General features: G+C 67.9%; 22 protein-coding genes and 5 pseudogenes. 10 read left to right on the top strand and 17 right to left on the bottom strand.

The features are described 5' to 3' along the window. Positions 1–80 precede the first annotated feature (80 nt). Positions 81–1,201 (top strand): annotated as a pseudogene (locus tag FHR33_RS53530) (IS110 family RNA-guided transposase). Here FHR33_RS53530 and FHR33_RS43905 read toward each other — a convergent pair. From FHR33_RS43905 to FHR33_RS43895, 3 genes and pseudogenes are all read right to left on the bottom strand, one after another. After that, a pseudogene (locus FHR33_RS43905) lies at positions 1,195–1,742 on the bottom strand (transposase family protein); the annotation flags it as partial. The pseudogenes FHR33_RS53530 and FHR33_RS43905 overlap by 7 nt on opposite strands. 284 nt (positions 1,743–2,026) lie before the next feature. Next, positions 2,027–2,797, bottom strand: a complete 771-nt coding sequence (locus FHR33_RS43900; protein ID WP_183661096.1) for a hypothetical protein — start codon at positions 2,795–2,797, stop codon at positions 2,027–2,029. 57 nt (positions 2,798–2,854) lie between these two features. Beyond that, entirely contained in the window at positions 2,855–4,051 is a 1,197-nt protein-coding gene (locus FHR33_RS43895; RefSeq protein WP_183661094.1) for an MFS transporter, read from the bottom strand. An 86-nt stretch (positions 4,052–4,137) separates the two neighbouring features. Here FHR33_RS43895 and FHR33_RS43890 point away from each other — a divergent pair, with 86 nt between their 5' ends. From FHR33_RS43890 to FHR33_RS43880, 3 genes are all read left to right on the top strand, one after another. Continuing rightward, on the top strand, positions 4,138–4,728 hold the full coding sequence (locus FHR33_RS43890; protein ID WP_183661092.1) for a TetR/AcrR family transcriptional regulator: 591 nt from the start codon (positions 4,138–4,140) through the stop codon (positions 4,726–4,728). Positions 4,729–5,647: 919 nt separating this feature from the next. Further along, positions 5,648–5,935, top strand: coding sequence for a hypothetical protein (locus tag FHR33_RS43885; protein WP_312896050.1), 288 nt, complete (start codon positions 5,648–5,650; stop codon positions 5,933–5,935). Positions 5,936–6,089: 154 nt separating this feature from the next. Then, a complete protein-coding gene (locus FHR33_RS43880; RefSeq protein ID WP_183661090.1) occupies positions 6,090–7,088 on the top strand; it encodes an IS481 family transposase in 999 nt (332 codons plus the stop codon). On the opposite strand, the gene FHR33_RS43875 is transcribed toward FHR33_RS43880, so the two are convergent. From FHR33_RS43875 to FHR33_RS43860, 5 genes are all read right to left on the bottom strand, one after another. Further along, positions 7,085–7,540, bottom strand: coding sequence for an AAA family ATPase (locus tag FHR33_RS43875; RefSeq protein WP_221242541.1), 456 nt, complete (start codon positions 7,538–7,540; stop codon positions 7,085–7,087). The two genes, FHR33_RS43880 and FHR33_RS43875, sit on opposite strands and share 4 nt — an antisense overlap. Further along, positions 7,527–8,081: a hypothetical protein gene (locus FHR33_RS43870; protein ID WP_183662378.1), complete on the bottom strand. Its 555-nt coding sequence runs from the start codon at positions 8,079–8,081 to the stop codon at positions 7,527–7,529. The genes FHR33_RS43875 and FHR33_RS43870 overlap by 14 nt, the downstream gene beginning before the upstream one ends. Before the next feature lie 221 nt (positions 8,082–8,302). Then, the gene (locus FHR33_RS43865; RefSeq protein ID WP_183661088.1) at positions 8,303–8,452 is read right to left on the bottom strand and encodes a hypothetical protein; all 150 of its coding nucleotides are present in this window, start codon (positions 8,450–8,452) and stop codon (positions 8,303–8,305) included. A gap of 304 nt (positions 8,453–8,756) precedes the next feature. Beyond that, positions 8,757–8,879, bottom strand: coding sequence for a hypothetical protein (locus FHR33_RS52270; RefSeq protein WP_281388544.1), 123 nt, complete (start codon positions 8,877–8,879; stop codon positions 8,757–8,759). A gap of 10 nt (positions 8,880–8,889) precedes the next feature. Continuing rightward, positions 8,890–10,041 carry a hypothetical protein gene (locus tag FHR33_RS43860; RefSeq protein ID WP_183661085.1) on the bottom strand — a complete coding sequence of 384 codons (1,152 nt, stop codon included), beginning with the start codon at positions 10,039–10,041 and terminating at the stop codon, positions 8,890–8,892. A 430-nt stretch (positions 10,042–10,471) separates the two neighbouring features. On the opposite strand from FHR33_RS43860, the gene FHR33_RS43855 reads away from it, so the two are divergent. After that, positions 10,472–10,630, top strand: coding sequence for a hypothetical protein (locus FHR33_RS43855; protein ID WP_183661082.1), 159 nt, complete (start codon positions 10,472–10,474; stop codon positions 10,628–10,630). A 310-nt stretch (positions 10,631–10,940) separates the two neighbouring features. Here FHR33_RS43855 and FHR33_RS53525 read toward each other — a convergent pair. From FHR33_RS53525 to FHR33_RS43845, 3 genes and pseudogenes are all read right to left on the bottom strand, one after another. Beyond that, positions 10,941–11,363, bottom strand: a pseudogene (locus FHR33_RS53525) (transposase); the annotation flags it as partial. Further along, positions 11,354–11,755 (bottom strand): transposase, encoded by a 402-nt coding sequence (locus FHR33_RS53520; RefSeq protein ID WP_376773327.1) that lies wholly within the window; start codon positions 11,753–11,755, stop codon positions 11,354–11,356. The pseudogene FHR33_RS53525 and the gene FHR33_RS53520, both read right to left, overlap by 10 nt. A gap of 359 nt (positions 11,756–12,114) precedes the next feature. After that, on the bottom strand, positions 12,115–12,975 hold the full coding sequence (locus FHR33_RS43845; protein WP_183661079.1) for a helix-turn-helix transcriptional regulator: 861 nt from the start codon (positions 12,973–12,975) through the stop codon (positions 12,115–12,117). Between the two features lie 131 nt (positions 12,976–13,106). On the opposite strand from FHR33_RS43845, the gene FHR33_RS43840 reads away from it, so the two are divergent. Both FHR33_RS43840 and FHR33_RS43835 read left to right on the top strand, forming a co-directional pair. Next, entirely contained in the window at positions 13,107–14,012 is a 906-nt protein-coding gene (locus FHR33_RS43840; protein WP_183661076.1) for an oxidoreductase, read from the top strand. A gap of 100 nt (positions 14,013–14,112) precedes the next feature. Beyond that, positions 14,113–14,292 carry a hypothetical protein gene (locus FHR33_RS43835; RefSeq protein ID WP_183661073.1) on the top strand — a complete coding sequence of 60 codons (180 nt, stop codon included), beginning with the start codon at positions 14,113–14,115 and terminating at the stop codon, positions 14,290–14,292. Between the two features lie 119 nt (positions 14,293–14,411). Here FHR33_RS43835 and FHR33_RS43830 read toward each other — a convergent pair whose 3' ends face one another. Beyond that, positions 14,412–14,648 (bottom strand): hypothetical protein, encoded by a 237-nt coding sequence (locus tag FHR33_RS43830; RefSeq protein WP_183661070.1) that lies wholly within the window; start codon positions 14,646–14,648, stop codon positions 14,412–14,414. 274 nt (positions 14,649–14,922) lie between these two features. On the opposite strand from FHR33_RS43830, the pseudogene FHR33_RS43825 reads away from it, so the two are divergent. Next, positions 14,923–16,089, top strand: a pseudogene (locus FHR33_RS43825) (serine hydrolase domain-containing protein). Between the two features lie 83 nt (positions 16,090–16,172). On the opposite strand, the gene FHR33_RS43820 reads toward FHR33_RS43825, so the two are convergent. The 3 genes from FHR33_RS43820 to FHR33_RS43810 form a co-directional block, all read right to left on the bottom strand. Continuing rightward, the gene (locus tag FHR33_RS43820) at positions 16,173–16,664 is read right to left on the bottom strand and encodes a site-specific integrase (protein ID WP_221242540.1); all 492 of its coding nucleotides are present in this window, start codon (positions 16,662–16,664) and stop codon (positions 16,173–16,175) included. A gap of 2 nt (positions 16,665–16,666) precedes the next feature. Next, complete coding sequence (locus tag FHR33_RS49460; protein ID WP_221242539.1) at positions 16,667–17,215, bottom strand: site-specific integrase; 549 nt, start codon at positions 17,213–17,215, stop codon at positions 16,667–16,669. Positions 17,216–17,335: 120 nt separating this feature from the next. Next, positions 17,336–18,310, bottom strand: a complete 975-nt coding sequence (locus tag FHR33_RS43810; RefSeq protein WP_183661067.1) for a helix-turn-helix transcriptional regulator — start codon at positions 18,308–18,310, stop codon at positions 17,336–17,338. A 79-nt stretch (positions 18,311–18,389) separates the two neighbouring features. Between FHR33_RS43810 and FHR33_RS43805 the strand changes: the two genes are divergently transcribed. Then, positions 18,390–19,124, top strand: coding sequence for an alpha/beta fold hydrolase (locus FHR33_RS43805; protein WP_183661064.1), 735 nt, complete (start codon positions 18,390–18,392; stop codon positions 19,122–19,124). A gap of 18 nt (positions 19,125–19,142) precedes the next feature. After that, complete coding sequence (locus tag FHR33_RS43800; RefSeq protein ID WP_183661062.1) at positions 19,143–20,213, top strand: winged helix DNA-binding domain-containing protein; 1,071 nt, start codon at positions 19,143–19,145, stop codon at positions 20,211–20,213. 54 nt (positions 20,214–20,267) lie between these two features. Here FHR33_RS43800 and FHR33_RS43795 read toward each other — a convergent pair. Together FHR33_RS43795 and FHR33_RS43785 are read right to left on the bottom strand one after the other, a co-directional pair. Then, positions 20,268–21,364 (bottom strand): annotated as a pseudogene (locus tag FHR33_RS43795) (Tn3 family transposase); the annotation flags it as partial. Continuing rightward, positions 21,331–21,870 carry a hypothetical protein gene (locus FHR33_RS43785; RefSeq protein ID WP_183661055.1) on the bottom strand — a complete coding sequence of 180 codons (540 nt, stop codon included), beginning with the start codon at positions 21,868–21,870 and terminating at the stop codon, positions 21,331–21,333. The pseudogene FHR33_RS43795 and the gene FHR33_RS43785, both read right to left, overlap by 34 nt. Between the last annotated feature and the right edge of the window lie 536 nt (positions 21,871–22,406).

The raw sequence follows: 22,406 nt of genomic DNA, 5'->3' as shown, positions 1-22,406 counted from the left end.
GCATAGAGCCTTTCCATTAGGGCGCCGTGTGGTTCCGCCAGGGCACTGATCAGTGACAACGCCAACACCGGAGGCAGAGCTTGAAGATCACCTGCGGTATCGACTGGGCCGAGAAACACCACGACATCGCCCTCGTCGACGAGAACGGCGCCTTGATCGCCAAACAACGCATCAGCGAGACCGTCGACGGCTTCAACGAGTTGCTCACCATGCTTGCCGAGGCTGGCGACAGCCCACAGACCCCGATTCCCGTTGCGATCGAAACACCCCGCGGCCTGCTTGTCGCCGCGCTTCGTGCGGCTGGCCGGAAGATCTACCCGATCAATCCCATGGCTGTCGCCCGTTATCGCGAACGCCACTCAGCCTCGGGCAAGAAGTCCGACCACGCCGACGCGATGGTCCTGGCGAACATCTTGCGCACCGACGCGCACGTCCACCGGCCGCTGCCCGCAGACACCGAGCTCGTCCGCTCGATCAAGGTGCTTGCCCGCGCCTGCCAGGACGCGACCTGGCGACGGACCCGTGCAGGCAACGAACCGCGCTCCCTGTTACGTGAGTACTATCCGGCGATGCTCGAGGCGGCCGCCAATCGCAGCGGCAGCCTCGCCACTCCACTCACCCGGGCCCTGCTGCAGTTGGCCCCCACTCCGGCAGCCGCCGTCAAAGTTTCCCAGGTGAAAATCGCTGCAGCCCTGCGCAGGGCCGGCCGCCTGCGCCATGTCGAGGAGGTCGCCGCTGAACTCCACGCCATCTTCCGCCGCCCTCACCTGCGCCAAGACCCGCTCGTCGAGCAGGCCATGGGCGCACCAGTTTCCGCGGCATCGCCGACCAAGCCGGCGCGCGGATCCTGGCCGAGATCGGCGACGATCGCACCCGCTTCGCCAGTGCCCGATCCCTCAAAGCGTTCGTCGGATCAGCCCCGGTCACCCGGGCCTCCGGCCGCAGCCTCACGGTCTCCTGCCGCAGAATCAAAAACGCCAGACTCGCGGCCGTCGGCTTCACCTGGGGCCTATCCGCACTCAATCTCTCGCCCGGAGCTCGTGCCCACTACGACCGGCGACGAGCCGCAGGCGACGGACACGCCGCCGCCTTCCGCAACCTGTTCAACCGCTTCCTCGGCTGCCTCTATCACTGCCTCCACAAGCGTCTGCGCTACAGCGAGACACTCGCCTTCCCACCCACCGTCCCAACCGCGACTTGACTCTTACGTCCATCGGATGTCTTGTCCGCGAAGGTCTTCACGCCAGCACTGGAAAGGGCTGTCGATCGGGCCGACCGTTCAAGCGGCACTCACGTCGTGCACCGCGCGGCAGCGCCGGTGAGGCCCACACCAGCCGGTCCACCGGATCGGCCAGCAGTTGCACATGCTGCTTGTGTTTCCCGCTGTAGTACGGTCGCTCGTCGGCCAGACGGTCGATCTGGATGAGGGTGCCGTCCAAGCTGGCGTAGGCCAGCCGGCTCGCGCGCGCCGCGGCGGCGTGCACGTCGTCGGCCAGCGCAGCCAGGAGGTCCACGCTTTCGCGGACGTAGCGCCAGGCGGTGGTGGTGCCGATGGCGAAGCCGGCGGCCAGGCGTGCGTAGGTGTCGCCGTTACGCAGATGGGCCAGGACCAGCAGCGCTTGCTGAGCCGGGTCCAACCGCCGCCACCGGCAGCCTCGTTCGGCCCGCTGCGTGCGGATGAGCCCAGCCAGGCGGATCAGGGTGTGATTGGACAGCGGAATCGAGGCACGATAAGACAGCAACGAGGCTCTCCGGTAGAGGCATCGGATCTTGGTCGACTGCTGTCTTACCGGGAGCCTCTGCTCATGCCAACCGGTCCCGGCGCCGCTCCTGCTGACCTGTGTGATCAGGTTTGGAAAAGCCTCAGTGGAGTACCACCAGGGTGTGGGCCAAGCTGTACCGGATCCTGCTGGACGAGCTCGGCGCCCGCGGTCACCTGGCAAGATCGCCGATAGCTCTGGGTCGTCGGCCCGGCTTGGCGCCGAGACCGCCGGCGGCCGCCTGGCCGTAGCATCCCCGGGAGGGGTCACGACGTTGCGAGAGCGTACGGGGAGTCGGGTTGCGGGCCGGTTCCCTCATGGGCGGCGATCCAGGAGTCGTGGAGCCACATCTGGGTGCCCCGGCGTCCCCGGCCAGAGTCCCAGGTGATGTCGCGCTCATAGGTCAGCACGGTCTCATCGGGACCGACGACGACCCAGGTGTAGAGGCCGTTGTCGTGGCGCATCTTCACTTTTATGCCGGCGATCGTCTCGGTGGCGCCGTCGGGCCGGGTCACGGTCTCAGCGTGTTGCGCGACCCAGTTGACGCTGAGCCCTTCGGCGTGGCCCGGTGCCACCTGCCGCAGGAAGCGTAGAGCGATCTCCTCGGCGCGACGTGCGGTGGGGAGCGGACCGTCACTGCCGTCCTCGAGGCGGGTAAATCCGAGAATCGTGCCGTCGGCGTCGAGGACGAGGCTGGTGTGGGGGCCGCCGAGACGGTAACTGTCGGGCTGGTGGCGGATCACGGTGACATCGCGGTCGTCGTGCCGCTCCTCGCGCACCCTGACGATCTCCCATCCGCCGGGGACGCGGAGACCGGCACCTTTCAGCGCGTCGGCTTCCAGGCGTCGGGCACCGCTCACGTCGGCGGTCGGAGGTTCGGTGGCGGGCGACAGGATGGCCTCTTCAGGTCGGCCGGTCCTGGGCTCGGCGACTGCCGGCGGGATGTCGTCGCGGTTGATCGCGGTAAATGCCGCTCCGGAGGTAGTGAGGACGGCAACGGTGATCCCAGAGAGGACGACGGCATTTAGACGAGACATGAAACAACTCCTCACTCGGTGATTCGGACGTGGCTCGCAGGAAACGACGCGGGGTGGTCACCGGTCCTGGTTCATGGCGCACGCTGCGTAGACGATGGCGCCTGCGGCGAGGTATAGCCCGGACACAACGCCGAGCGCGCCGCCAAGCCCACCCGGCAACTCGATGGCATAGGAGCCCAGACCGGCTCCGAGGAAAAGGACGAACCCGTTGACGGCCATCCCGCCGCCCCGAGCGGGATGCGCGGCTTCACCCCACAGTGTGATCATCGTGGGGACGAGGATGGCGACTCCAGTGACGAAGATGACACTGGCGGCGACAAGGCCCGCGAGTGCGCCGCCCAGTACGGCCTCGGCCGCCAGACCCGCGGCCGCGAGGATGAAGCCGATAAGCCCGGTAAGCGCCAGACCGAGGCGTGCGGCCATCGGCCCGGCGAGAAGCGAGCAGAACATCGCCGGCAGGGCGGCGGCGCGAACGAACATGATTTCGGCAGCGGAGAGACCGGCCGAGGCCAAGTGCGGGCCAAGCAGGCTGTACATTCCGACGAAACCGCCCAGCACGACCAGATGCCCTACAGCGAGGAGCAGGGAGCGGGGCCGGACGGCGAACCGGACGAGCCCGGCGTAGCGGGCCAGGAGAGGCTGGCGGGACCGATCCCCGTCGGGTTCGTGGATGATGGCGAAGGCTGCGAGGGTATGGGCGGCGAGCAGGATGCCGCCGAGGAAGAAGGTCCCGCGCCACCCTGCGGCAGGCGCGACGGCGGCAGCGAACAGCTGTCCGAGGATTCCCGCAGTGAGGAAGGCGACCGAAATGGCGCCGATCGCGATGGCACGCCGTCGAGGAGGCAGCGCCTCCCCGAGATACGCCAGGGCCGTCGGCGCGAACGTGGCGGCCGCCAGGCCCTGTACAGCTCGTAAGACGGCCAGGACACCTGTCGAGGGAGCGAGGCTCACCGCGAGCGTCGCGATCGTGAGAGCCGCGAGGCCGGACACCAGAATGCGACGCCGGCCGTAGTGATCCGACAACGGCCCGTAGATGAGGAACCCCAGGGCGTAGGCGAATGAGTAACCGGCGCCCAGCGCGGCCGTCACCCCGGCGGACCCGAGGTCGGCGGCCACGAGCTGGTGAAGCGGGATGGACACGTACATCTGAACGAGTACGACCAGCGCGGTGCTGACGAGCAGGAAGACAGTGCCTGCCCGCGTGGTGCCTCGCTCGGCTGTGGGTGGGTGCGATGCGCTCAAGGTGACGGACATGATCTCCAACTCCAACGTTTGGGTTGGGATCCACTCTAGCGCGCAACCGGAGATTCGCAACGCAAGCGTTGGATATGCTGTCGGGCATGGCCTGGAACACCGCCGAGACCAAACGCAGGCTCAAAAAGTCCGCAGTCGCCGAGTTCGCCGCACACGGCCTCGGTGGCACCACCATGGAGCGCATCGCCCGCCGGGCGGGGATCAACAAGGAGCGTCTGTACACCTACTTCGGCGACAAATCCCAGTTGTTTGCCACAGTGCTCGCGGACGAACTGAACAAGGTCGCGGCCGCTGTTCCGCTTAACGATCTGGACGGGCCGGAAGCCGTCGCCGCGTACGCCGCCGCAGTGTACGACTACCACGCCGAACACCCCGAGCTGACTCGGCTGCTGTTGTGGGAGGGCCTGCTCGACCTCCCGGAGGTGCCCGACGAGGCATCCCGCACCGACTACTACCGCACCAAGGTCGCGGCCTTCACCCGGGCACAGCAGGCGAACCTGATCAGCAACGACATGCCGGGCGCCGACCTCGCCTTCCTCATCCTGGCCCTGGCGGGCTGGTGGTACGCGGTACCGCAGATGGCGCGCATGATGCACGCCGATGATCCGGCGACTCCGGACACGGCCAGGGCAGCGCTCATGCGTGCCGCCAGGAAGCTGGCCACGCCCGCGGTGTAGTCGCCGTGCTTGCAGCTTCATGCCGGTGGGGCCGGTGAGCACAGGCCGCGCACGTGGGCTGGGCGCGCCGGAAAACGCAGTCCGTCCATCAGGTGGTCGAGCGCGTACGGGTCGTCCCCGGACCGCTCCTCTGGCCAGGTCGGCGCGAAGGGGGTCCCGGTAGCAACGAGGAAATTTCCAGCGAAGTAGCTTCTGGCCTGCGGTTATCCAGGACTCTGCGAATAAGGTCCCGATTTGCTTACGGTGCGGATCATGAGCGACGACGACCCTCGAGTTCAGCGGGGACGTCGGCGTTGGATGGGGTCGGCTTCAGCGGTGACTCGGGCGGAGGTCTCTTCCCCGAGCCGCACGTAGCGGCCGCGGCTGGCCAGATCGTCGTGCTTTCCCGATGCGCAGGCGGCGAGCACGAGCAGGTTGGAAAGGGCTCAGTGCGTTCCGATCTGGTGCGCTTGGCTCAACGTCTCGATGCGGAGATTTGGCGGATTAGCACGTCGATCGATGTCGGTGCCGTGAGTTCTGAGGAGGAGTGGGCTGCTGCGCGCGTAGGGCTTGGGGCGCGACGGTTGGACTTCATCAACGCCACTAGGAAGGTTGCTCTCGGCCGCGATGATCCCCTCGACCGGTTCGTGGCACGTCCGTCGTGGGAGGAACTGAGCGCACTGCTCGGGAAGACGGAAGGCTGCGACACCTGGGATGGCGACGGTAACCAGACGAAGACTTCGTCGTCACCACCGAAGTCCACCGGCGGCGGCGCTGATCCGCGCCAGGAGAGCCCTGACGATGGCGACGTCATCGGTCATGGGTCAGCCTGCTCAGCCTGCCAGCGGTCTGGCCAAGAGGTGGCAAAACCGGGCGCTGGGTCGTGACGCTTATCAAGCCGGGGGTAAGCAGGGCAGACCGTCACACAACGGGGGGAACCGTGATCGGCACTCTGCACAAGATGGGCGTCAAGTCGTCGCTCATGTACGCGGCGGGTATCGCGTCCATCGGCGCCTCGGTAGCGTCGTGGCTGGTTTCCAAGAACATGGAGCCGGCCGGTATCGACCGGGCTGACAGGTGGGGGCTCTACGTTGGCCAGTGGGCGCCGACGTTCTTCGCGCTCGGGGTGGCGCTCCGGATCGAGGAGGTTCATGTTACGAGCCGCGAGGAGATGGAGATGCGGGAGCCGCTGGTGTCGGACAGGACCCGGACGCCAGCAGGGCTCTAGGTGTGCTGGGACCAACGTCCCTGGGCAGTACATCTGTACTGCCCAGGCAGGTTGGTTGAGATTGTGTGACGACATGGTCTGAATCTGCGATGACGAAGGCCTCCGGTTGTGGAGTGGAGCTGTCTAGGAACCGCTCCGCCAACAGGAGGCCTTCGTGTCCCACGCTAATGCCGCTTTGACTCCTCGCGCACGTCTTCGGCTGGCGCGCTTGATCGTCGATGACGGCTGGCCGATCGCCAGAGCCGCGGAGCGTTATGACGTGTCCTGGCCGACCGCCAAGCGGTGGGCCGGTCGTTACGCCCAGCACGGTGCGGCCGCGATGGCCGATCGGTCCTCCAGGCCACACCGCAGCCCGTCCAGGACGCCGCAGCCGGTAGTGCGCAAGATCGTGCACCTGCGATGGAAGCAGCGTCTGGGCCCGGTCCAGATCGCCGGGCGGCTCGGCATGCCGGCCTCGACCGTGCACGCCGTCCTGAGCAGGTGCCGGATCAACCGGCTCTCACACATCGACCGCGCCACCGGCGAGGCGATCAGACGCTACGAGCACGACCGGCCCGGCGCGATGCTGCACGTCGACGTCAAGAAACTCGGCAACATCCCCGATGGCGGCGGCTGGCGCTACCTCGGCAGAGTCCAAGGCGAGCGCAACCGAGAGGCCACCGCTCGCCGCACCGGCGCCCGCAACACCCGCTATGAGCCCCGCATCGGCACCGCCTTCGTGCACACCGTCGTCGATGACCACTCACGCGTTGCCTACGCCGAAATCCGTGACGATGAGAGAGCCGCCACCGCGATCGACGTCCTGCGCAACGCCGTTGCCTGGTTCGCCGAACGCGGTGTCACCATCCAGCGGGTGCTCAGCGACAACGGATCGGCCTACAAATCCCACGCCTGGCGTGATGCGTGCGCCGAACTCGGCATCCGGCCCAAGAAGACCCGCCCCTACCGCCCTCAGACCAACGGCAAAGTCGAACGCTTCCACCGCACCCTGGCAGACGGCTGGGCCCTGGGGCGCTTCTACACCTCAGAACGAGCACGCCGCAAAGCCCTACCGGCTTGGCTCCATCACTACAATCACCACCGGCCCCACACCGCTACCGGCGGCAAACCACCCATCACCAGGTTGACCAACGTCCCTGGGCAGTACATCTAGGGCGTGTTCGTCGGCGGGGCCGTCGAGGAGGTGCCAGGTGCCGGTGTCGGGTTGGAAGGACAGGGCGCGTTCGTCTTCCTCCACGTCGCGGCCGGGTGGAGCACGCCGTCGGCGGTGCCTCTGGCGCGCTTGAGCACCAACGTCGAGTCGGCGGCTCCGGCCAGGCCGTTGGTGCCGGAGACCTGCTCCAGGAAGTCGTCTGAGCCCATCTTGCGGACGTGGTGGACCAGCACGACGGCCACGCCGAAAGTGTCGGCCAAACGCTTGGCGTACCCCATCGCGGCGTAGTCGGCGTCGTAGGCCGACAGGCCGGGCGGGGTGGTGCCGCGTACCTTGGCGAACACGTCGATGACGACCAGGTGGGCGCCGGCCCCATCGGCGGGCGCGATCGCGGCCATGGTGGCGTCTTCGACGATCTGCGCGGCCAGTGCGGTCAGGTCATCGTCGCTCACCTGGCCCGGGTGTGCGTGGCCGGCCATACGGGCGGCGGCCCAGGCTCCGCACTCCTGGATCGGGTGGGTGGTCAGGTCCACGGAGACGTCCTTGGACCCACGTCGGCCGCCATTGAAATGCGAGGACGGCGCCGCCGAGCATCAACAGTCCGGTGCCGGTGCCGAGGACCGTGCTCGAATGCGCGATCCAGCGCTCGCCACCGGGCAGGCGGGTGGCGGTGACCCGCGGGGGGTCCTTTCGACCGTCGTGGTCGACGAACGTCAGCTCCGTACGCCGCCTCGGCTCGCCTAGGGGAACGCTATCGACGTGGGCGCGTAACGCGTCCAGTTCCGCCTGGCGGGCGGCCGCGTCGTTCACGCGCGCCTGATCCGGGCTCTCGCCGCTGCAGTGCCAGACGGTGCCGCTCTTGACCGCGACCGAGCGGCACTCGATGCGCGTGAACGTGCGGGTTTCCAGCCCGAACGCGCCAGCCCCGACGGCAAGCACCCCGGCTCCCAGCACCGCCGCGACCGTTCCGGCTGCCACCATCACCGCTCGCATGTCGCCTTCACCCTACGGCGTCCAGCTCCCGGTGACGAGTTCAGCGCCCGCGACGCGATGTCCGCCGCCCGGAACGCGATGACAGCCATGAAGGACATGCACCGCGCCACCACCTTCGCCTCCGACAACCCTGGCTCGATCGCCCGGCAGGAGTTCGACACCATGGCCAAGGCCGCCGACGCATGCATCACGAAGATCTCCTGCATCGACAAGCTCGGCCCTCAGGTGGTCAGGGCAGGTTCGCCGACCTGGCTGCCGACGCCCCGCGCGATCCGGCCGATCACCTCGGCCCGCCGTACCGCCGTGTCCCATGTCTCATCCGGGGCTGTCAGCACCCCCCGCTCGATGATCTGCGCCCGCCCGCTGTCCATGCCAGGACCTCACCGTCGCGCACACGAGTACAGAACAAAACGCACCGTAGCGCACAGGACTATGGACACACCGGATGTTCACAGACCTATGCGCAGATCCCTGAAACACCAGAACAGCCGTGCACACGACTTCGGAAAATGACAACGTCTTTCGGGACGGTCGTTCCTGGGGAAACGCGCTTCCCGCTCGACCGCTTCGGCACCGTCCCGTAAACGTGTTTTCGGGACGGGCCTCCTCACAGGGCGGCGCCGCGCGGTTCGGCGCGTTGACAGGCCGCGTCCCACCCGTCCCGCAGATCAGCCCCTATAGAGAAATGACGGTGACGTCGGTGATGTTGATGTCCCGGAGGATGTCATCGATCGGAATGTCGATCGCTGCGGCCGGGGTTACGCTCGCCATCGCCAGAGTGATCGCTACGGCGGCCATTCGCGGCCGATCATCTGCTGAGCTTCCACACTGCCCATCCCAGCGCATACACATGGCGCCCGTCCTCGCTGGCTGCCAGCTCCTCGATGCCCCGCATACCGGGCGGCCGTTCCCTGGTCCAGCGTCCTTCGGTCAGATGCCACAGCTCGTTGTCGTAGGTCAGCGCCCATAACCCGCCACGCCCATCCTGAACGGCATCGGTGAACCGGGCCTCCCCATTCTCATCGGTGGGCCCGAAGAAGCAGCTCCACCGCCCGGCATTCCAGCGCAACGCGAGCAGCCTGGTGCGCGACAGCGGCTCGTGGTCTTGATCCTCTTCGTCCCACGTGACCAGGCCGAGCGCCCAGAATTCGCCGTGCCGCGTGGGCGCCACGGCGTTCAGGTAGATCCACTTTTCCTTGACGCGGGGCACATGCACGAGCCGCCACGCTCGCCCGGTCCATTGGGCCAGCGGCACACGGGCGCGCTCGTCGAAGAGGACCCATGGCGCCTCCGCGGTCCCGGTGAGCGAGTCGCCGTAGTCAGGCAGGGGCGCTTGCTGCCAGGCGTGGCCGTTCCAGCGCATCGTTCGATTGCTCGCCATCACCCAGGGTCCCAGGCCATCCACGGCCACGCCGACCTTCACGCTGTCCGAGGCCAGCTCCAGCGGTCCGCTGTACCAATGGCCGGCCTGTCGCGAGCCGATGCCGTATGTGCTCTGCCCGGCTCCGGTCAGCACCCAAAGGCGATCACCGCTCATCGCCAGCTTCAGGGTCTTGCCGGGCCAGGGGGTGGGGACGCGCTCCTGCGTGCTGTCGGTCAAACGCTGCACCTCGCCGGTCTCGCCGTCGTCGTGCAGCACGGCCCAGAGCGTGCCGTCGGCGCTCACGTGCCCGTCGCTGAACCATGCCGTGGAGCTGTGCGGGGTGACCTGCCGCCAGCGGGCCGTGACCCGGCGGGCGTGGAACTGGTCGCTCCGGCGGGGCGGGCTCTGGCAGAACGCTGGCTCGGCCCGCGCGGGGGGAGCCACGCCGGTGGCCAGCGGACCCGCCGTGGCGTCCGGTGTCGCTCCCGTTGGCGAGCGCGCGGGGGGATGAGCGCCCGTGCAAGCACTCAGCGCCAGTGCGGCGAGCGCCACGATCACCCGGTAAGAGACAGCACGAACAAACAGGGGACCCTCCATGATCAAGATCTTGCCTGGCCTCGTGTAAGAGATCCAGGAGCGGGCGCGCCGCTCCTGGGCTCTCAGCGCTCTATGGCCGATCGAACGCGTTGCGGTTCATCGCCTCGGCTGCTTGGTCGCCAACCATAAGGCGCACGTCCTCGGGCACGCGGCCGGGGGAGACCTGCATCGCGCGTAGGGGTGTCCGAAAAGTCCGGTAATCGCGGTTAGGTCTCACCATGGGATGGCGGGCCCGGGGCTTTCGTCGTCCGCCGCGGCGGGCGTTGGCGAGCGACGAATCCCGGCGGCGCGGGCGGCGGGTCTCCAGTCGGCGGCGACGGCCTGGTGGTCACGAGCGTTGGTGGCGATCCCGCTGGCGAGGCCCCCTTGCCCGAGACTTTAGGCGGTGTAAAGATCCAGTCACTGTCAGAAAATCGGCGAAGGGTTGCATATGCGTAGGACAATGTGTGGTGTAGCCGCCGCGCTGACCCTGTCGATTACAAGCCTCGTGGCGGCGACGACCGCGGTATGGGCCATCATGGGCACCAACGAGCCGGCCCAGCAGAGCCAAGTCGTCGCGGGCTTCAACGAGCCGGACCAGCACGACTGACACCAGGGCCACCATCAGCACGGCGCATATGCCACCGAGCCGCAAATCGAAGGTCACGGGACGACCTCCCCCATCCACGACAGTGGGAGCCCGTACGGGTGGGAGGTGCAAGTTCGCTACTACAGCGGCAACCACAACTTCTGCGACTGGCTGGTGTACTGCGCGGCCGCGATACGGCCCGCTGATGATCCGGAGGGGTACGGCCTGAACCATGTGTCTCCACGCTGACCGTGGGCGTGGTTTCCCGCCCACCCCCTGTCTAGGGGTACGGGGAGTACTTGTACGTACCTGGCCTGGTCACGGATGCCACTTAGAGCTGCTGACGCAATGAGGTGAGGCGTCGCCAGCAGATGAGTGCGCAGGCCAGCTTGAGGAAGGCCTCGTGGATGTCGGCGCGGACCTCCCAACGGATGCGCAGGCGTCGAAAGGCATGCAGCAGGGCGAATGTCTGCTCCACGACCCAGCGGTGTTTGCCGAGGCCGGAGCCGTGTTCGGTGCCGCGGCGAGCGATCAGCGAGCGGATCTGCAGCTCGCGCACCAGGCGGCGGTACTTGTCGTGGTCGTAGCCCCGGTCGGCGAGCACCACGTCGGAGCGCTGGCGGGGGCGCCGCGCTTGCCACGCACCTTCGGATCGGCGTCCAGCAGCGGACGAAGCTGAGTGACGTCGTTGCGGGTTCGCGCCGGTCACGATCACGGCAAGCGGGATGCCGGTGGCCTCGGTGATCAGGTGGTGCTTGCTGCCGGCCCGCCCTCGATCGACTGGGGACGGCCCGGTCTGCGGCCCCCTTTTAACGCCCTGATCTGGGAGGAGTCCACCACCGCCCGGGAGAAGTCGAGCGCGTCGGCCGCACGCAGCCGATCAAGCAGCACCTCGTGCAGCCGCTGCCACACCCCGGCCTCGTTCCACTCGGCCAGCCGCTGCCACACCCCGGCCTCGTTCCACTCGGCCAGCCGCCGCCAGCATGTCATGCCCGAGCCGTAGCCCAATTCTTGCGGCAGGTGCTCCCAGGCGATGCCGGTGTGCAGCACGAACAGGATGCCCTGCAACGCCAGCCGATCATCGAGCCGCTTACGTCCCGGATGCCGGAAGCGCCGCTGACGCTGGGGCAGCAACGGCTCGATCACCGCCCACAGCTCGTCGCTGACCTCCCAGGGCTTCGCCCGCGCCACCCGTACTCCTCTCACGACCGCTACAGCGAGAGATCAAAGCACAGCGGAGATCATTCTGTTAGGCGCTTTAAGCCTGAACCGGACAACGGAAGAAATCCGATTGCCGGATCTGCCGCTGGACGCCTTTCCCAGGTCGTCAAAAGCTGGCAAACGTCGTGCGCGCCGCGCTACGGTCGGTTACTCCGACGGCAGCCGACAAGCGGATCGCGGCAGGAGCGCTCACCTGATCGAGCGCGGGCGCCCATGGCGGTGACGTGCTCGGTCGTCACCGCTTCGGGGCAGTGGGCACTCACCAGCGGAGCGGACACTCTGGTTCAGCGGTGCGTTGAGCGGGTCGCGTGCATCGACGCCAGGAGCTGCAGCCGGTCCGCGTCGGCGCTGCCCAGCTCGGCGGTGAAGACCAGCATGACCGGGCCGGGGCTGCCCGGCAGGGGGTAGGTGTCCCAGTCCAGGACGATGTCGCCGACCTCGGGAACCCGGAAGGTCTTGGTGCCGCTGACCGACTCGCGTACGTCGTGCTGGGCCCATAGCCGCCGGAACTCGGCGCTGCGGATGCTCAGCTCGCCAACGATCGCGGTGGCGCGGGGGTGGGTGGGGTCGGTGGCGACGGCGGCGCGCATCATGCCGATGTAGTCCAAGGCCTGCCGCTCCCAGTTCGGGCAGTTCCGCTCGCCAGTCATCGTGTCGTCGAACATCAGCAGGAGCATGTTGAGCCCGTCGGGCGGGTAGGCGTCCGGGGCACCGAGCAGCGCCTCCGCCATCAGGTTCCAGTCAAGCAGGTCGAGATGTCGGCCGAGTACTACCGCCGGGGTGTCCGTCACCCGCAGCAGACGCCGTGTGCTGTCCGGCACCCGTTCCGGATCGCGGTTCATTCGGGTGGGCATCGGCCGTCGGGCGGCGTGGGCCAGGGTGAACAGGTGTCGGCGTTCCTCTTCGCCGAGGCAGAGCGCGCCGGCTAGCGCGTCCAGGACGTCGTCGGACGGGCGTACCTCCCTGCCCTGCTCCATCCGCTGGTAATAGTCGGTGCTCAGCCCGGCCAGCAGGGCCAGCTCCTCGCGCCGTAGCCCGGTGACCTTGCGCCGGCCGCCCGGCTCCAGGCCGACGTCGTGCGGACGCAGCCGGCTGCGCCGGGCGCGCAGGAAATCACCGAGCTCACGAGCGTACGGATGGGTCATGCCGCAAGTGTGCCGCCTCGCTGAGCATCCAAGGTAGGTCCCGCAGACCTAGGCAACCGAGAACGACCGAGCCGACCCGGATTGCTCCTAGCGTCAACGGTCCAGCGCACCGATGCTTCCAGGAGCAGCAGATGACCGGATGGACCGCCGACCGCATCCCCGACCAGCGCGGCCGGGTCGCCGTCGTGACCGGCGCGAACTCAGGCCTCGGCCTGGTCACCGCCACCGAGCTGGCCCGCCACGGCGCCCATGTGGTGCTGGCCGTCCGCAACACCGCCGCCGGCGAGGAGGCCGCCCGCCGGATCGGCGGCGACGTCGAGGTGCGCGAGCTGGACCTGGCCTCTCTCGATTCGGTACGCGCGTTCGCCGCGAAGCTGGCCGCCGACCACCCGGCGATCGACCTGCTGGTCAACAACGCCGGCGTGGTACTCCTCGGCCCGCGTCGCACCTCCACCGACGGCTTCGAGCTGCAGCTCGGCACCAACATGCTGGGCCATTTCGCACTGACCGGCCTGCTGCTCGGCAAACTGGCCGAGGCGCGGGAAGCCCGGGTGATCAGTCTCAGCTCGATCACCCACAAGAACGCGCACCTCGACTTCGACGACCTGATGTTCGAGCGTGACTACCGGGCCGTTCCCGCCTACGGCCGGTCCAAGCTCGCCACCACGATCTTCGGCGTTGAGCTGGACCGCCGCCTGCGCGCCGCCGGATCGCCGATCGTCAGCGCGCTGGCCCACCCCGGTCTCACCCGCACCAACCTGACTCCGCGTGCCTGGGAGCACCGTGGCCGGCTCGGGCAGTTGATCGCGCGGTTCGGCCTGCTGGCCACCCAGTCGGTGGAGCAGGGCGCGCTGCCGCAGTTGCGCGCCGCGACCGAGCCCGGCGTGCGGGGCGGCCAGTTCTTCGGGCCGTCCCGGCTCCGGGAGACGTGGGGCCCGGTCACCGAGGCCCGGCTCAGCCGGGAGGCGGCCGATCCGGCCGTCGGCAAGCGGCTCTGGGCGGCGGCCGAAGAACTGACCGGCATCAACTACCTCTGAACCCGGCGGTCACCGGCCGGTCGGCGGGTCAATAAGGCGTCGTTGCTTCGGTCGTCTCGCTGATCTAGCCTGCTGTCTGGCGTCTCCTCGGCCCCGCAAGATGCAGGGCAGCGACGTCGCGCCCTACGGCTGGGACGACCCGTGGATCACCGTCGGCGAGGGGCTGCCCGCCGGCGCTGGACTGCGGCGGCTGCCGCGGGCGGCTCTCGAGGATTACGCGCTGGCGGCGGTCGAGGGCAGGGACGGCGGCATGCTCGCGATGACGCTCCCGTACGAGTAGAGCGCCGCCAAGGTGCTGCAGGGTGGTCGACCGCGCGACCCGGAAGAAACAGGCTGGGGCCGGCAGCGCCACGCCTACACCTGCGATCCCTCGACGGCGACCTGGCGGCGCACCGAGAACTAAGCGGTGCCGCCCGCGGGAAGCGCGGCCAGGATCTGGTCCACCTTCGCGTCCAAAGCGCCCATGCGGTTCTGGACCAGGTCGACCAGGCGCTGCTCGAACGCCTCCAGGTCTTGCTTGGTGGCCAGCGTTGCCCGCCCTGCCATGATCTCCCCGAAGACCGGCTCCGTGTATTCGAGGATCTCCTGGCGGATCGCTGCCGGAAGCTGCTCCACCGCCGCCTTCACCTCCGACACATCGGCGCCGAGCGTGAACGCGGCCGCCTCAAGGCGGATGAGCTACTTCGGCTACCTGGCCGAGTTGCTCATGGCCGAGTGTGAGGAACGGGATCAGCGCCGCTCCGCCCGGCGGATCAAGGCCGCAGGCTTTGCGTCTTGCTCCCAAAGCTGTCTCAAACCCCAAAGCAGCTGTGAGCTAGATCATGGTTGAGGTTGACCTTGGGTCAGGGTGCAAGCTCGGCGCAGCGGCGAGAGACCGACCCGGACATAACAACCTTGAAGGGCAACCACCATGACAATCAACCTTTTCGATCAGGACAAGAACACCCTGCCGATCGCCGGACAGGATCGCCCGGAGCTGCGCAAGGCGATCGAGGAGATCGTCGAGTCCGGTTTCCTCGGGGTGTCGCTGCGCGTGCACGATGAGCGGGGCGCGTGGGCCGACAGCGCCGGGGTGGCCGAGCTGGGCGGCACCGAGGCGCCGCCGGTCAACGGGCACGCCCGGATCGGCAGCAACACCAAGACCTTCACCGCGACCCTGGTGCTGCAGTTGGTGGCCGAGGGCAAGATCGGGCTGGACGCCCCGGTAGCCGAGTACCTGCCCGAGTTCGGGCTGGATGGGCGGATCACGGTGCGGATGCTGTTGTAGCACACCAGCGGGCTGTTCAACTTCACCGGCGAGGTCTACGACGACGGGTCGATCGTGCACGGCATCCCAGTGCCCTACAGCACCACGGGCAAGCAGTGGCTGGACAACCGGTTCCACACCTACCGGCCGCAGGATCTGGTGCGTCTGGCGCTGTCCAAGCCAGCCCGGTTCGAGCCGGGGACGGGCTGGAGCTATGCCAACACCAACTACGTGCTGGCCCGGCTGCTGATCGAGAAGGTCACCGGTCGTTCGCTGGCCGAGCAGATGCGGGAGCGGATCCTGGGGCCGCTCGGGCTGTCGGGCACGGTGGTGCCGGACGCTTCGCCGGAGATTCCTGAGCCGCACGCCCACATCTACTACCGCTACGAGGAAGACGGCCGGCAGGAGACGGTCGACATCACCCGCTACAACCCCTCCTGGGTCTCCACCGGCGGTGACATGATCTCGACCAGCCAGGACCTGGCCACGTTCATCTCCGCGCTGGTAGGCGGCAGGCTCCTGCCGGCGCCGCTGCTGGCCGAGATGTGCACCCCGCACGCCACGGGCATCCCGAACATGGACTACGGGCTGGGAGTGTTCGTCCAGAAAACGGACTGCGGCGGTACCGTCATCACCCACAACGGCGGCAACGTCGGCTCCGCGTCGCTGATGTACAGCACGCCCGGCGGCGGCAAGACCCTGACCGCCGTACTGAACTGGGTGGACGACGCCGGCATGTCCATCGCAGCAGCGTTTCAGAACGCCCAGCGAAGGCTCGTCAATGAGGTGTTCTGCGGCGAGCAGGCCGATCCGGCTCAGCCGGCGGACTGAACACCTGCGATCCGGTAGGGGTGTGACCGAGATACGCGCCAAAGGGGCAACGGGATGATCTTGAAGCCCTGATCCGCTCGGATTTATGTACGGCGGCGTGCAGCGGGGTCGCGTCCGGCGACGTGTCGGGCGACTGCGTCGACGCCGGGGCGGGCGTATCGCTCCAGGGAGCGGACGGAGGCGTGGCGGGAGCGGGCCAGCAGCATCGGGGTCGAGGTGCCGTTCTCGGCGTCGTGGGTGAGTGCGCTGTGGCGGAGCTGGTGAAGTGTCCAGCCGTCCAGGTTCTCGATGTCCTCGGGTGAGGCGAGCGAGTTGGCCAGCAGTCGGGTGTTCTCTTCGAAGATCTCCTCGGCCCGGCGGTAGGAGAGCCGGGCCCGTCCGGTCTCGGGGCACACGTCCAGCGTCGGTGTCCCGGCCGGGGCCTTGCGGTCGGTGAGGAACAGCGGGCCGCGGGTGCGGCGGGCGATGAGGCGGGGCAGCAGCTGGGCGGTGCCGGACTGCCAGTGAATCCACTCGGTCGCCCCGCCCTTGGCGGTGATCCTGCCGCGTTTGTCCTGCGAGTGCAGGTCTTCCACGTTCAGGCACTTTCGTAAAGGAGCTTCCAGCACGTCTTCTCCCGCAGGGCGACATCCAGGCGCCACAGGGCGGCGATCTGGTTCTCTGCCAGGGCCTTGGTGCGGTCGGGCGGCGCCGGCCGCCGCTCGATGCCGATCGTTGGGTCGGCTTCGATCCAGCCCTGGCGTTGCCACCAGCAGATCGCTTTGCGCGTGATGGACAGTTCGCGGTTGACGGTGTCGGCGTCCATCTCGTCCGCCCGCGCCGCCGCCAGTTCGGCGAGCACCTCCGGAAGCGCCGGGTCGCCGATCGCGGCGACAGGGAACTGGGGCAGCTTCGCGCCCCGGCGGGCGGGCCCCGTCGGCGCAGGCTCGCCGGCGAGCATCCACCCCCACGTCGTCAGCGAGATCCGGTAGATCCGCGCCGAGGACTTCGCGATGCTCGCACCAGTGAGGTACCGCTCGACTGCCTCGGTGTATGACGGCGGCGCGGCGGACAGGGGCTCGACCTGGGCGCGCGGCAGACGGAGCGCGCCCCCGCTCCCAAGTTCGGTCACCGGTTCGATCGTCACGCCTGCCCTGCCCTTCCAGCACTGCCGCAGTAAATGCGTATACCTCACCTGCGGCAGCCGGAGAGCCCGCCGCAGGTCGCGATGATCACGGTAAGGGCTCTACCGCAGTAAATCCGGCATTTACTGCGGCAGTCCTTCCGGTCTCCGCTGGGCGGCTGCGGTGAGCTGGGCGGCCAGATTCTTGAGCGCCTGCCGTAGTTCGTCGGGATGGTGGATGGTGAAGGGCCACTCCAGGGAGGCGAGCATGTGGGCCATGCCGTCCAGCCGTTCTGCCCGTGCGTGCATGAGAACGCCGGTGGGCTGGGCGGTGAGGGTCACCGCTGAGCGAGGCAGCCGGCGAGCGATCTCATCGAGGGGGCCATGGATCGTCACCTCGACCTGCCAGCGGTAGCGCCCCTGAGCGAGGGTCGAGGTCAGGTGGGCCACGGGGTCGAAGCCGTCGGGTGCGGTGAAGCTATGGGCTCGGGGGGTGACGGAGGTGATGCGGTCGATGCGGAAGGTCCGCAGGCTGTCGCGGAGGTGGTCGTGGCCGACGACGTACCAGCGGCCGGTGTGGAAGACCACGCCGTATGGGTCGATGTCGCGTTCGGTGTGTTCCTGGCGCCAGGACTGGTGGCTGATACCGACGGTCGTGTGGGCGCGGGAGGCCTGGGCCAGTGCCAGCAGAACGCCGGTTCCGGGTGCCTGCCCGATCACGGCGTTGGCGGTGAAGGACAGGGTCTCCCGCATGGCGGCGAGCGGTTCGCGCAGGGCGTGCGGAAGCACCCGCTCGATCTTGGCCAAGGCCCCGGCACTGGCCGGCGCGGCAGTGCCCATGCCCAGACGTTCTGCCGCGAGCAGGCCAAGAACGACGGCGAGGGCCTCGTCATTGGTGAGGACCAGAGGTGGCATGCGGTAGCCGCGGGCCAGTCGGTAGCCGCCGTAGCGGCCGCGTTCGGCCTCCACGGGGATGCCCAAGTCGCGAAGGTGGGACATGTAGCGGCGCACGGTGCGGACGTCGGTGTCCAGGCGGTCGGCCAGCTCCGCCCCGGTGAGCCGGACGTTGGACTGGAGGAGTTCCAGCAGGGTCAGCACGCGGGTGAGGGGATGCGACATGGATCACTCGGCATTTCAGGGCGGATTCTGTCCTGTATCGACCTTACGCTCCCCGCAACACCTACTTCTGGGAGATCACATGACCAACTTCGTACTCGTTCCTGGCGCCTGGCTCGGGGCGTGGGCCTGGGAAGACACCGCCCGCGCTCTGCGCGAGCGCGGCCACGCGGCGCTGCCGCTGACACTGACGGGCCTGGCCGAGCACGCAGACCAGGGCGGACCCGAGACGGACCTGGACACGCACATCGCCGACATCACCGGCTTCGTCGAGCGGAACGATCTGCGCGATGTCACGCTGGTCGCCCACAGCTATGCAGCTGCTCCGGTGACCGGGGCAGCCGGACGTCTCGACGACCGGCTGGAGCGCGTGGTCTATGTGGACAGCGCCCCGTTCGCCGCGGACATGTGCATGCTGGACCTCATGCCACCGCAGGCAGTGGACCAGCTGCGTCACCAGGTCTCCGCTTCCGGTGACGGATGGAGGCTGCCGATGCCGCCGTTTGAGGTCCTGGGCTTGTCCAGCAGCCTCGACGGGCTCGATGAGGGCCAGCGGGACGCTCTTCGCTCGCGTGCCACCCCTCAGCCGTTCGGCACCTACGCCCAGCGTCTTACCGGCCCGGCAGAGCCCGGTCCCGGTGTGGACCGTGTCCTGGTCGCGTGCCATGACTTCACGGGGCTGCTGAATGCCGGGGTGCCGATGCTGGCCTACCTGAACCAGCCGCCGTGGCGGCGCTTCGACCTGCCCACCGGGCACTGGCCGATGCTGTCCGCGCCCACCGAACTCGCCGACATCCTCGACAAGGCCGTCTCCTGACCGCGCTGGCTGAGCCCGATGCTTGACCACGAGCGCGTCCGCCGGCTGCGGGCCCAGGCCCTGGCCGGCGGAGCACGGGAGGACTCTGTCGAGGCGGTCGTCCAACGGGTCTTCGCCATCCAGGCCCAGGACGCCACAGCCTCCGACCTGGGCATCCGCGTACGCGGCCGGGACATCACCGCCCAGGCCATCCGCACGGCATACGAGAAAGAGCGGAGCATCGTCCGCAACTGGTACATGCGCGGCACCCTGCACACCATCCCCAGCGACGACGCCCGCTGGGTGTTGCCGTTGCTGTCCCCGCGCATCCTTGCCGCAACCAACCGCCGCTACCAGCAGCTGGGCCTGGACGACGATCTGCGCCAGCGCGCCGACCATCTCATCCGGCGCGCTCTTGCCTCGCACGGCCCACTCACCCGGGCCGAGCTGACCGAGCACCTCACCACCCTAGGTATTCCGCCGGACGGCCAGGCGCCGTTCCACCTGATCCGCCACGCAGCACTCACCGGCATCCTCTGCCACGGCCCACAGCGCACCGGGGAGGCCACCTATGTACTGCTCAACGACTGGCTGCCCACCACGGGGCGCTTCCGGTGGGAGGGCGACGCTGCCCTCGCCGAGCTGGCCCGCCGCTACCTGGCCGCGTACGCCCCCGCGACCTTGGAGGACTTCGCCACCTGGTCCGGGCTGCCGGTCACCTGGGCCCGCAGGGCCTGGAAAATGCTGGCGGAATCGGGCGCGATAACCGAGTACGGCACGTTGACCATGCTCGCCGGGCGGGTGAAAGAACTCCCAGGCTCGTCTGACACCCCGGACGTTCGCATGCTGCCTGCCTACGACAACTACCTGATCGGCTACCGCACCCGCGAGGTGTCCGTCCCCGCTCTCCACCAAGCCCGCGTCTGGCCAGGAGGCGGCCTCATCCGGCCCACCGTCATCGCCGACGGCCTGGCCATCGCCACCTGGACCCGTGGCTCCGGCTCGCGCTCCATCCAGGTGGATGCGTTCGAACCTGTCCGGCCTCAGATCGAGCGGGGTATCGACATGGAGAAGGAGGCTGTCGTCGGCTTTCTGCGGCCCACCTCATAGCCGACCCGCATCCCGATCCAAAAATAGGGCGGCCGCGTAGGCGAGAACGTTGGGTCAAGATGCCTGGCCGAGGCCGGTGGCGATCAGACCCTGCTCACGGAGCGGGGTGAAGTCGACGTCAAGCCTCGGGCCATACGCTTCCGGCTGGATGCCGAGTTCGTGGGTGCTGTACTCGCCGAACCGGTTGATGTGTTCGGTCAGGTACGGCGAAATGTGCGCCAGGTCTTCCGGGTCGATCTCCCATCCCTCCTCCAGCAGCTGGCGGACGATCTCCGCGATGTCCAGGGCGTTGTGGAAGATCACCGCGTTCGTGAGCAGGGCGTTGAACTTCATCGCCTTCTCCTGCTCGATGGGGTCGTTGTCGGCGATGACGCCGCGGTTGCCGAAGCCGATCCACTGGGAAAACCGGTTGAACGACTCGACCTTGTTGGCCGCAGCGGTCACCCGCCGGCGCAGCGGCGCGTCCGAGAGATAGCGCAGGAGCTGGACGGTGCAGATCACGCGGCCGACCTCGCGGAAGGCGGCGTAGGTGGCGTTCTTCCGCGACCCCGACCGCAGGCGCTTGAGTAGCGTGGAAGAGGAGATGGTGCCCTCGCGCACGGAGACGGCCACGCGCATCAGGTGGCGGAACTGGGACTCGATCAGGTCGAAGTCGATTGTGTTCTTGCCCGGCTCGCCGAACAGGGCGTCGATGTGCACGTACTCCGTCTGCTTGGAGGGCCGGTAGAAGGTCAGCTCCTTCCAGTTCCTGATCCTGGGCATCAGGTCGAAACCCAGGAGGTGGGCGAGCGCAAAGACAGGGAAGCTCTGGCCCTGCGTATCCGCGTGCACCGTGGTCGGCTGCACCTCGGAGGTGTTCTTCAGCAAGCCCTCGATGATGTAGACGGCCTCCCACACGCCGCACGGGATGAAGTGCGTGAACAGCGCGATGTAGGTGTCCGAGACGTGGTGGTAGGCGATGCCGCCCGGCTTGCCGTACCTCACCTCGTCTCGGAGAGCAGGTTGTCGAGATAGGTGTCCATGTGGGTGCCGTCCGCCGCCACCGCGGTCCCGTCACCCCACGCCTGCGAGATGTCCAGGCGGGCGTGCGCGTTCACCAGGTCGGCGACCGCCTCGTTCAGCAGCACGATCGAGAAGTGCTTGTTGGCGACGTTTCTCCCGCTCGGCGAGCCGGATCTCCTCCAGCTCTGCCTTGGCCTTCTTGATCTTCGTCGCCACACGCTTGCAGAACATCGTCGCCAGGTCGTCCCGAGATATCGGCCAGATGCACGTAGGCGTCCAGAAACCCGGTCCAGGAGTGCACCTCCAGCAGCAGCTCGGGCAGGTCGATCCGCGGCAGCATCGCCTGGCAGGCCGCGCGCAACCACTTCAGCGACGGAGATTCACCGAGCGCGCCGAGCTTTTCCACCGACAACCGGGCGTGCCCATCGGCCGGGGTAACCACCCGGACCAGGGCGTCGTCGCCAGCCTCCTCCAGGCGGCCGGCCATCTGCTTCCACGCGGGTTTGGCGGAGACGTCCCTGCGGCTGACCCGCGCGGTAACGTTCGTCGTCGCCGCTGCCGGTCTGCCAGATAACGGCACGGCATAGGGTGCGTTGCAGTACCGGGTATCCGACAACAACGGCTCGCGATCGCCTGAAACGGTATCCCCTCGCATTCGGCAAGATCCCTCATCGCCTGGGTATGGGACGGCCTCGGAGTGCGAGAAATTGGCATGGGAACGTGCAGAGTTCTGGCCGGCCCGCCCTCGCACCTGCGAGAGAGGGCACATGGCATCGAGAGCGATCTCGTACATCCGGAGGCAGACAGTGGCAGGCGAGACAATTTCCTTGGACGAGCTGCAAAAGCAGCAAGAACGGTCACGTTCGCTGTCCACGATAGACGGGATCGCAGACCAGCCCGACCGCGTCAAGGTCACCCCATTCGCACGCGACGCAGGATGCCTCTGCTCTTATGCGGTAACCGTGCCAACAGGCGCAATAGGAACCATCACCACCACCGAAGAGGTACACGACTGTTGTGGCAAGACATTGATGGTGGTCGAAGTCTCCTTCGCCGACCCGACCCTCAACGACATCTATCAGCAAATAGGCAACTCTGCCAGAAGGACGACGCGCACCAATGCGCGGGAGCAGATCCCGGCACTCGCGTGGAATGTCCTTCTGGAACGCGCTTTGGCCCCGGGCCGGAGGA

The organism is Nonomuraea dietziae, from assembly GCF_014195505.1.
Classification (GTDB): Bacteria; Actinomycetota; Actinomycetes; order Streptosporangiales; family Streptosporangiaceae; genus Nonomuraea; species Nonomuraea roseola.
The sequence above is the reverse complement of the archived record's forward strand: the minus strand, read 5'-3'. Positions and strand labels throughout refer to the sequence as shown.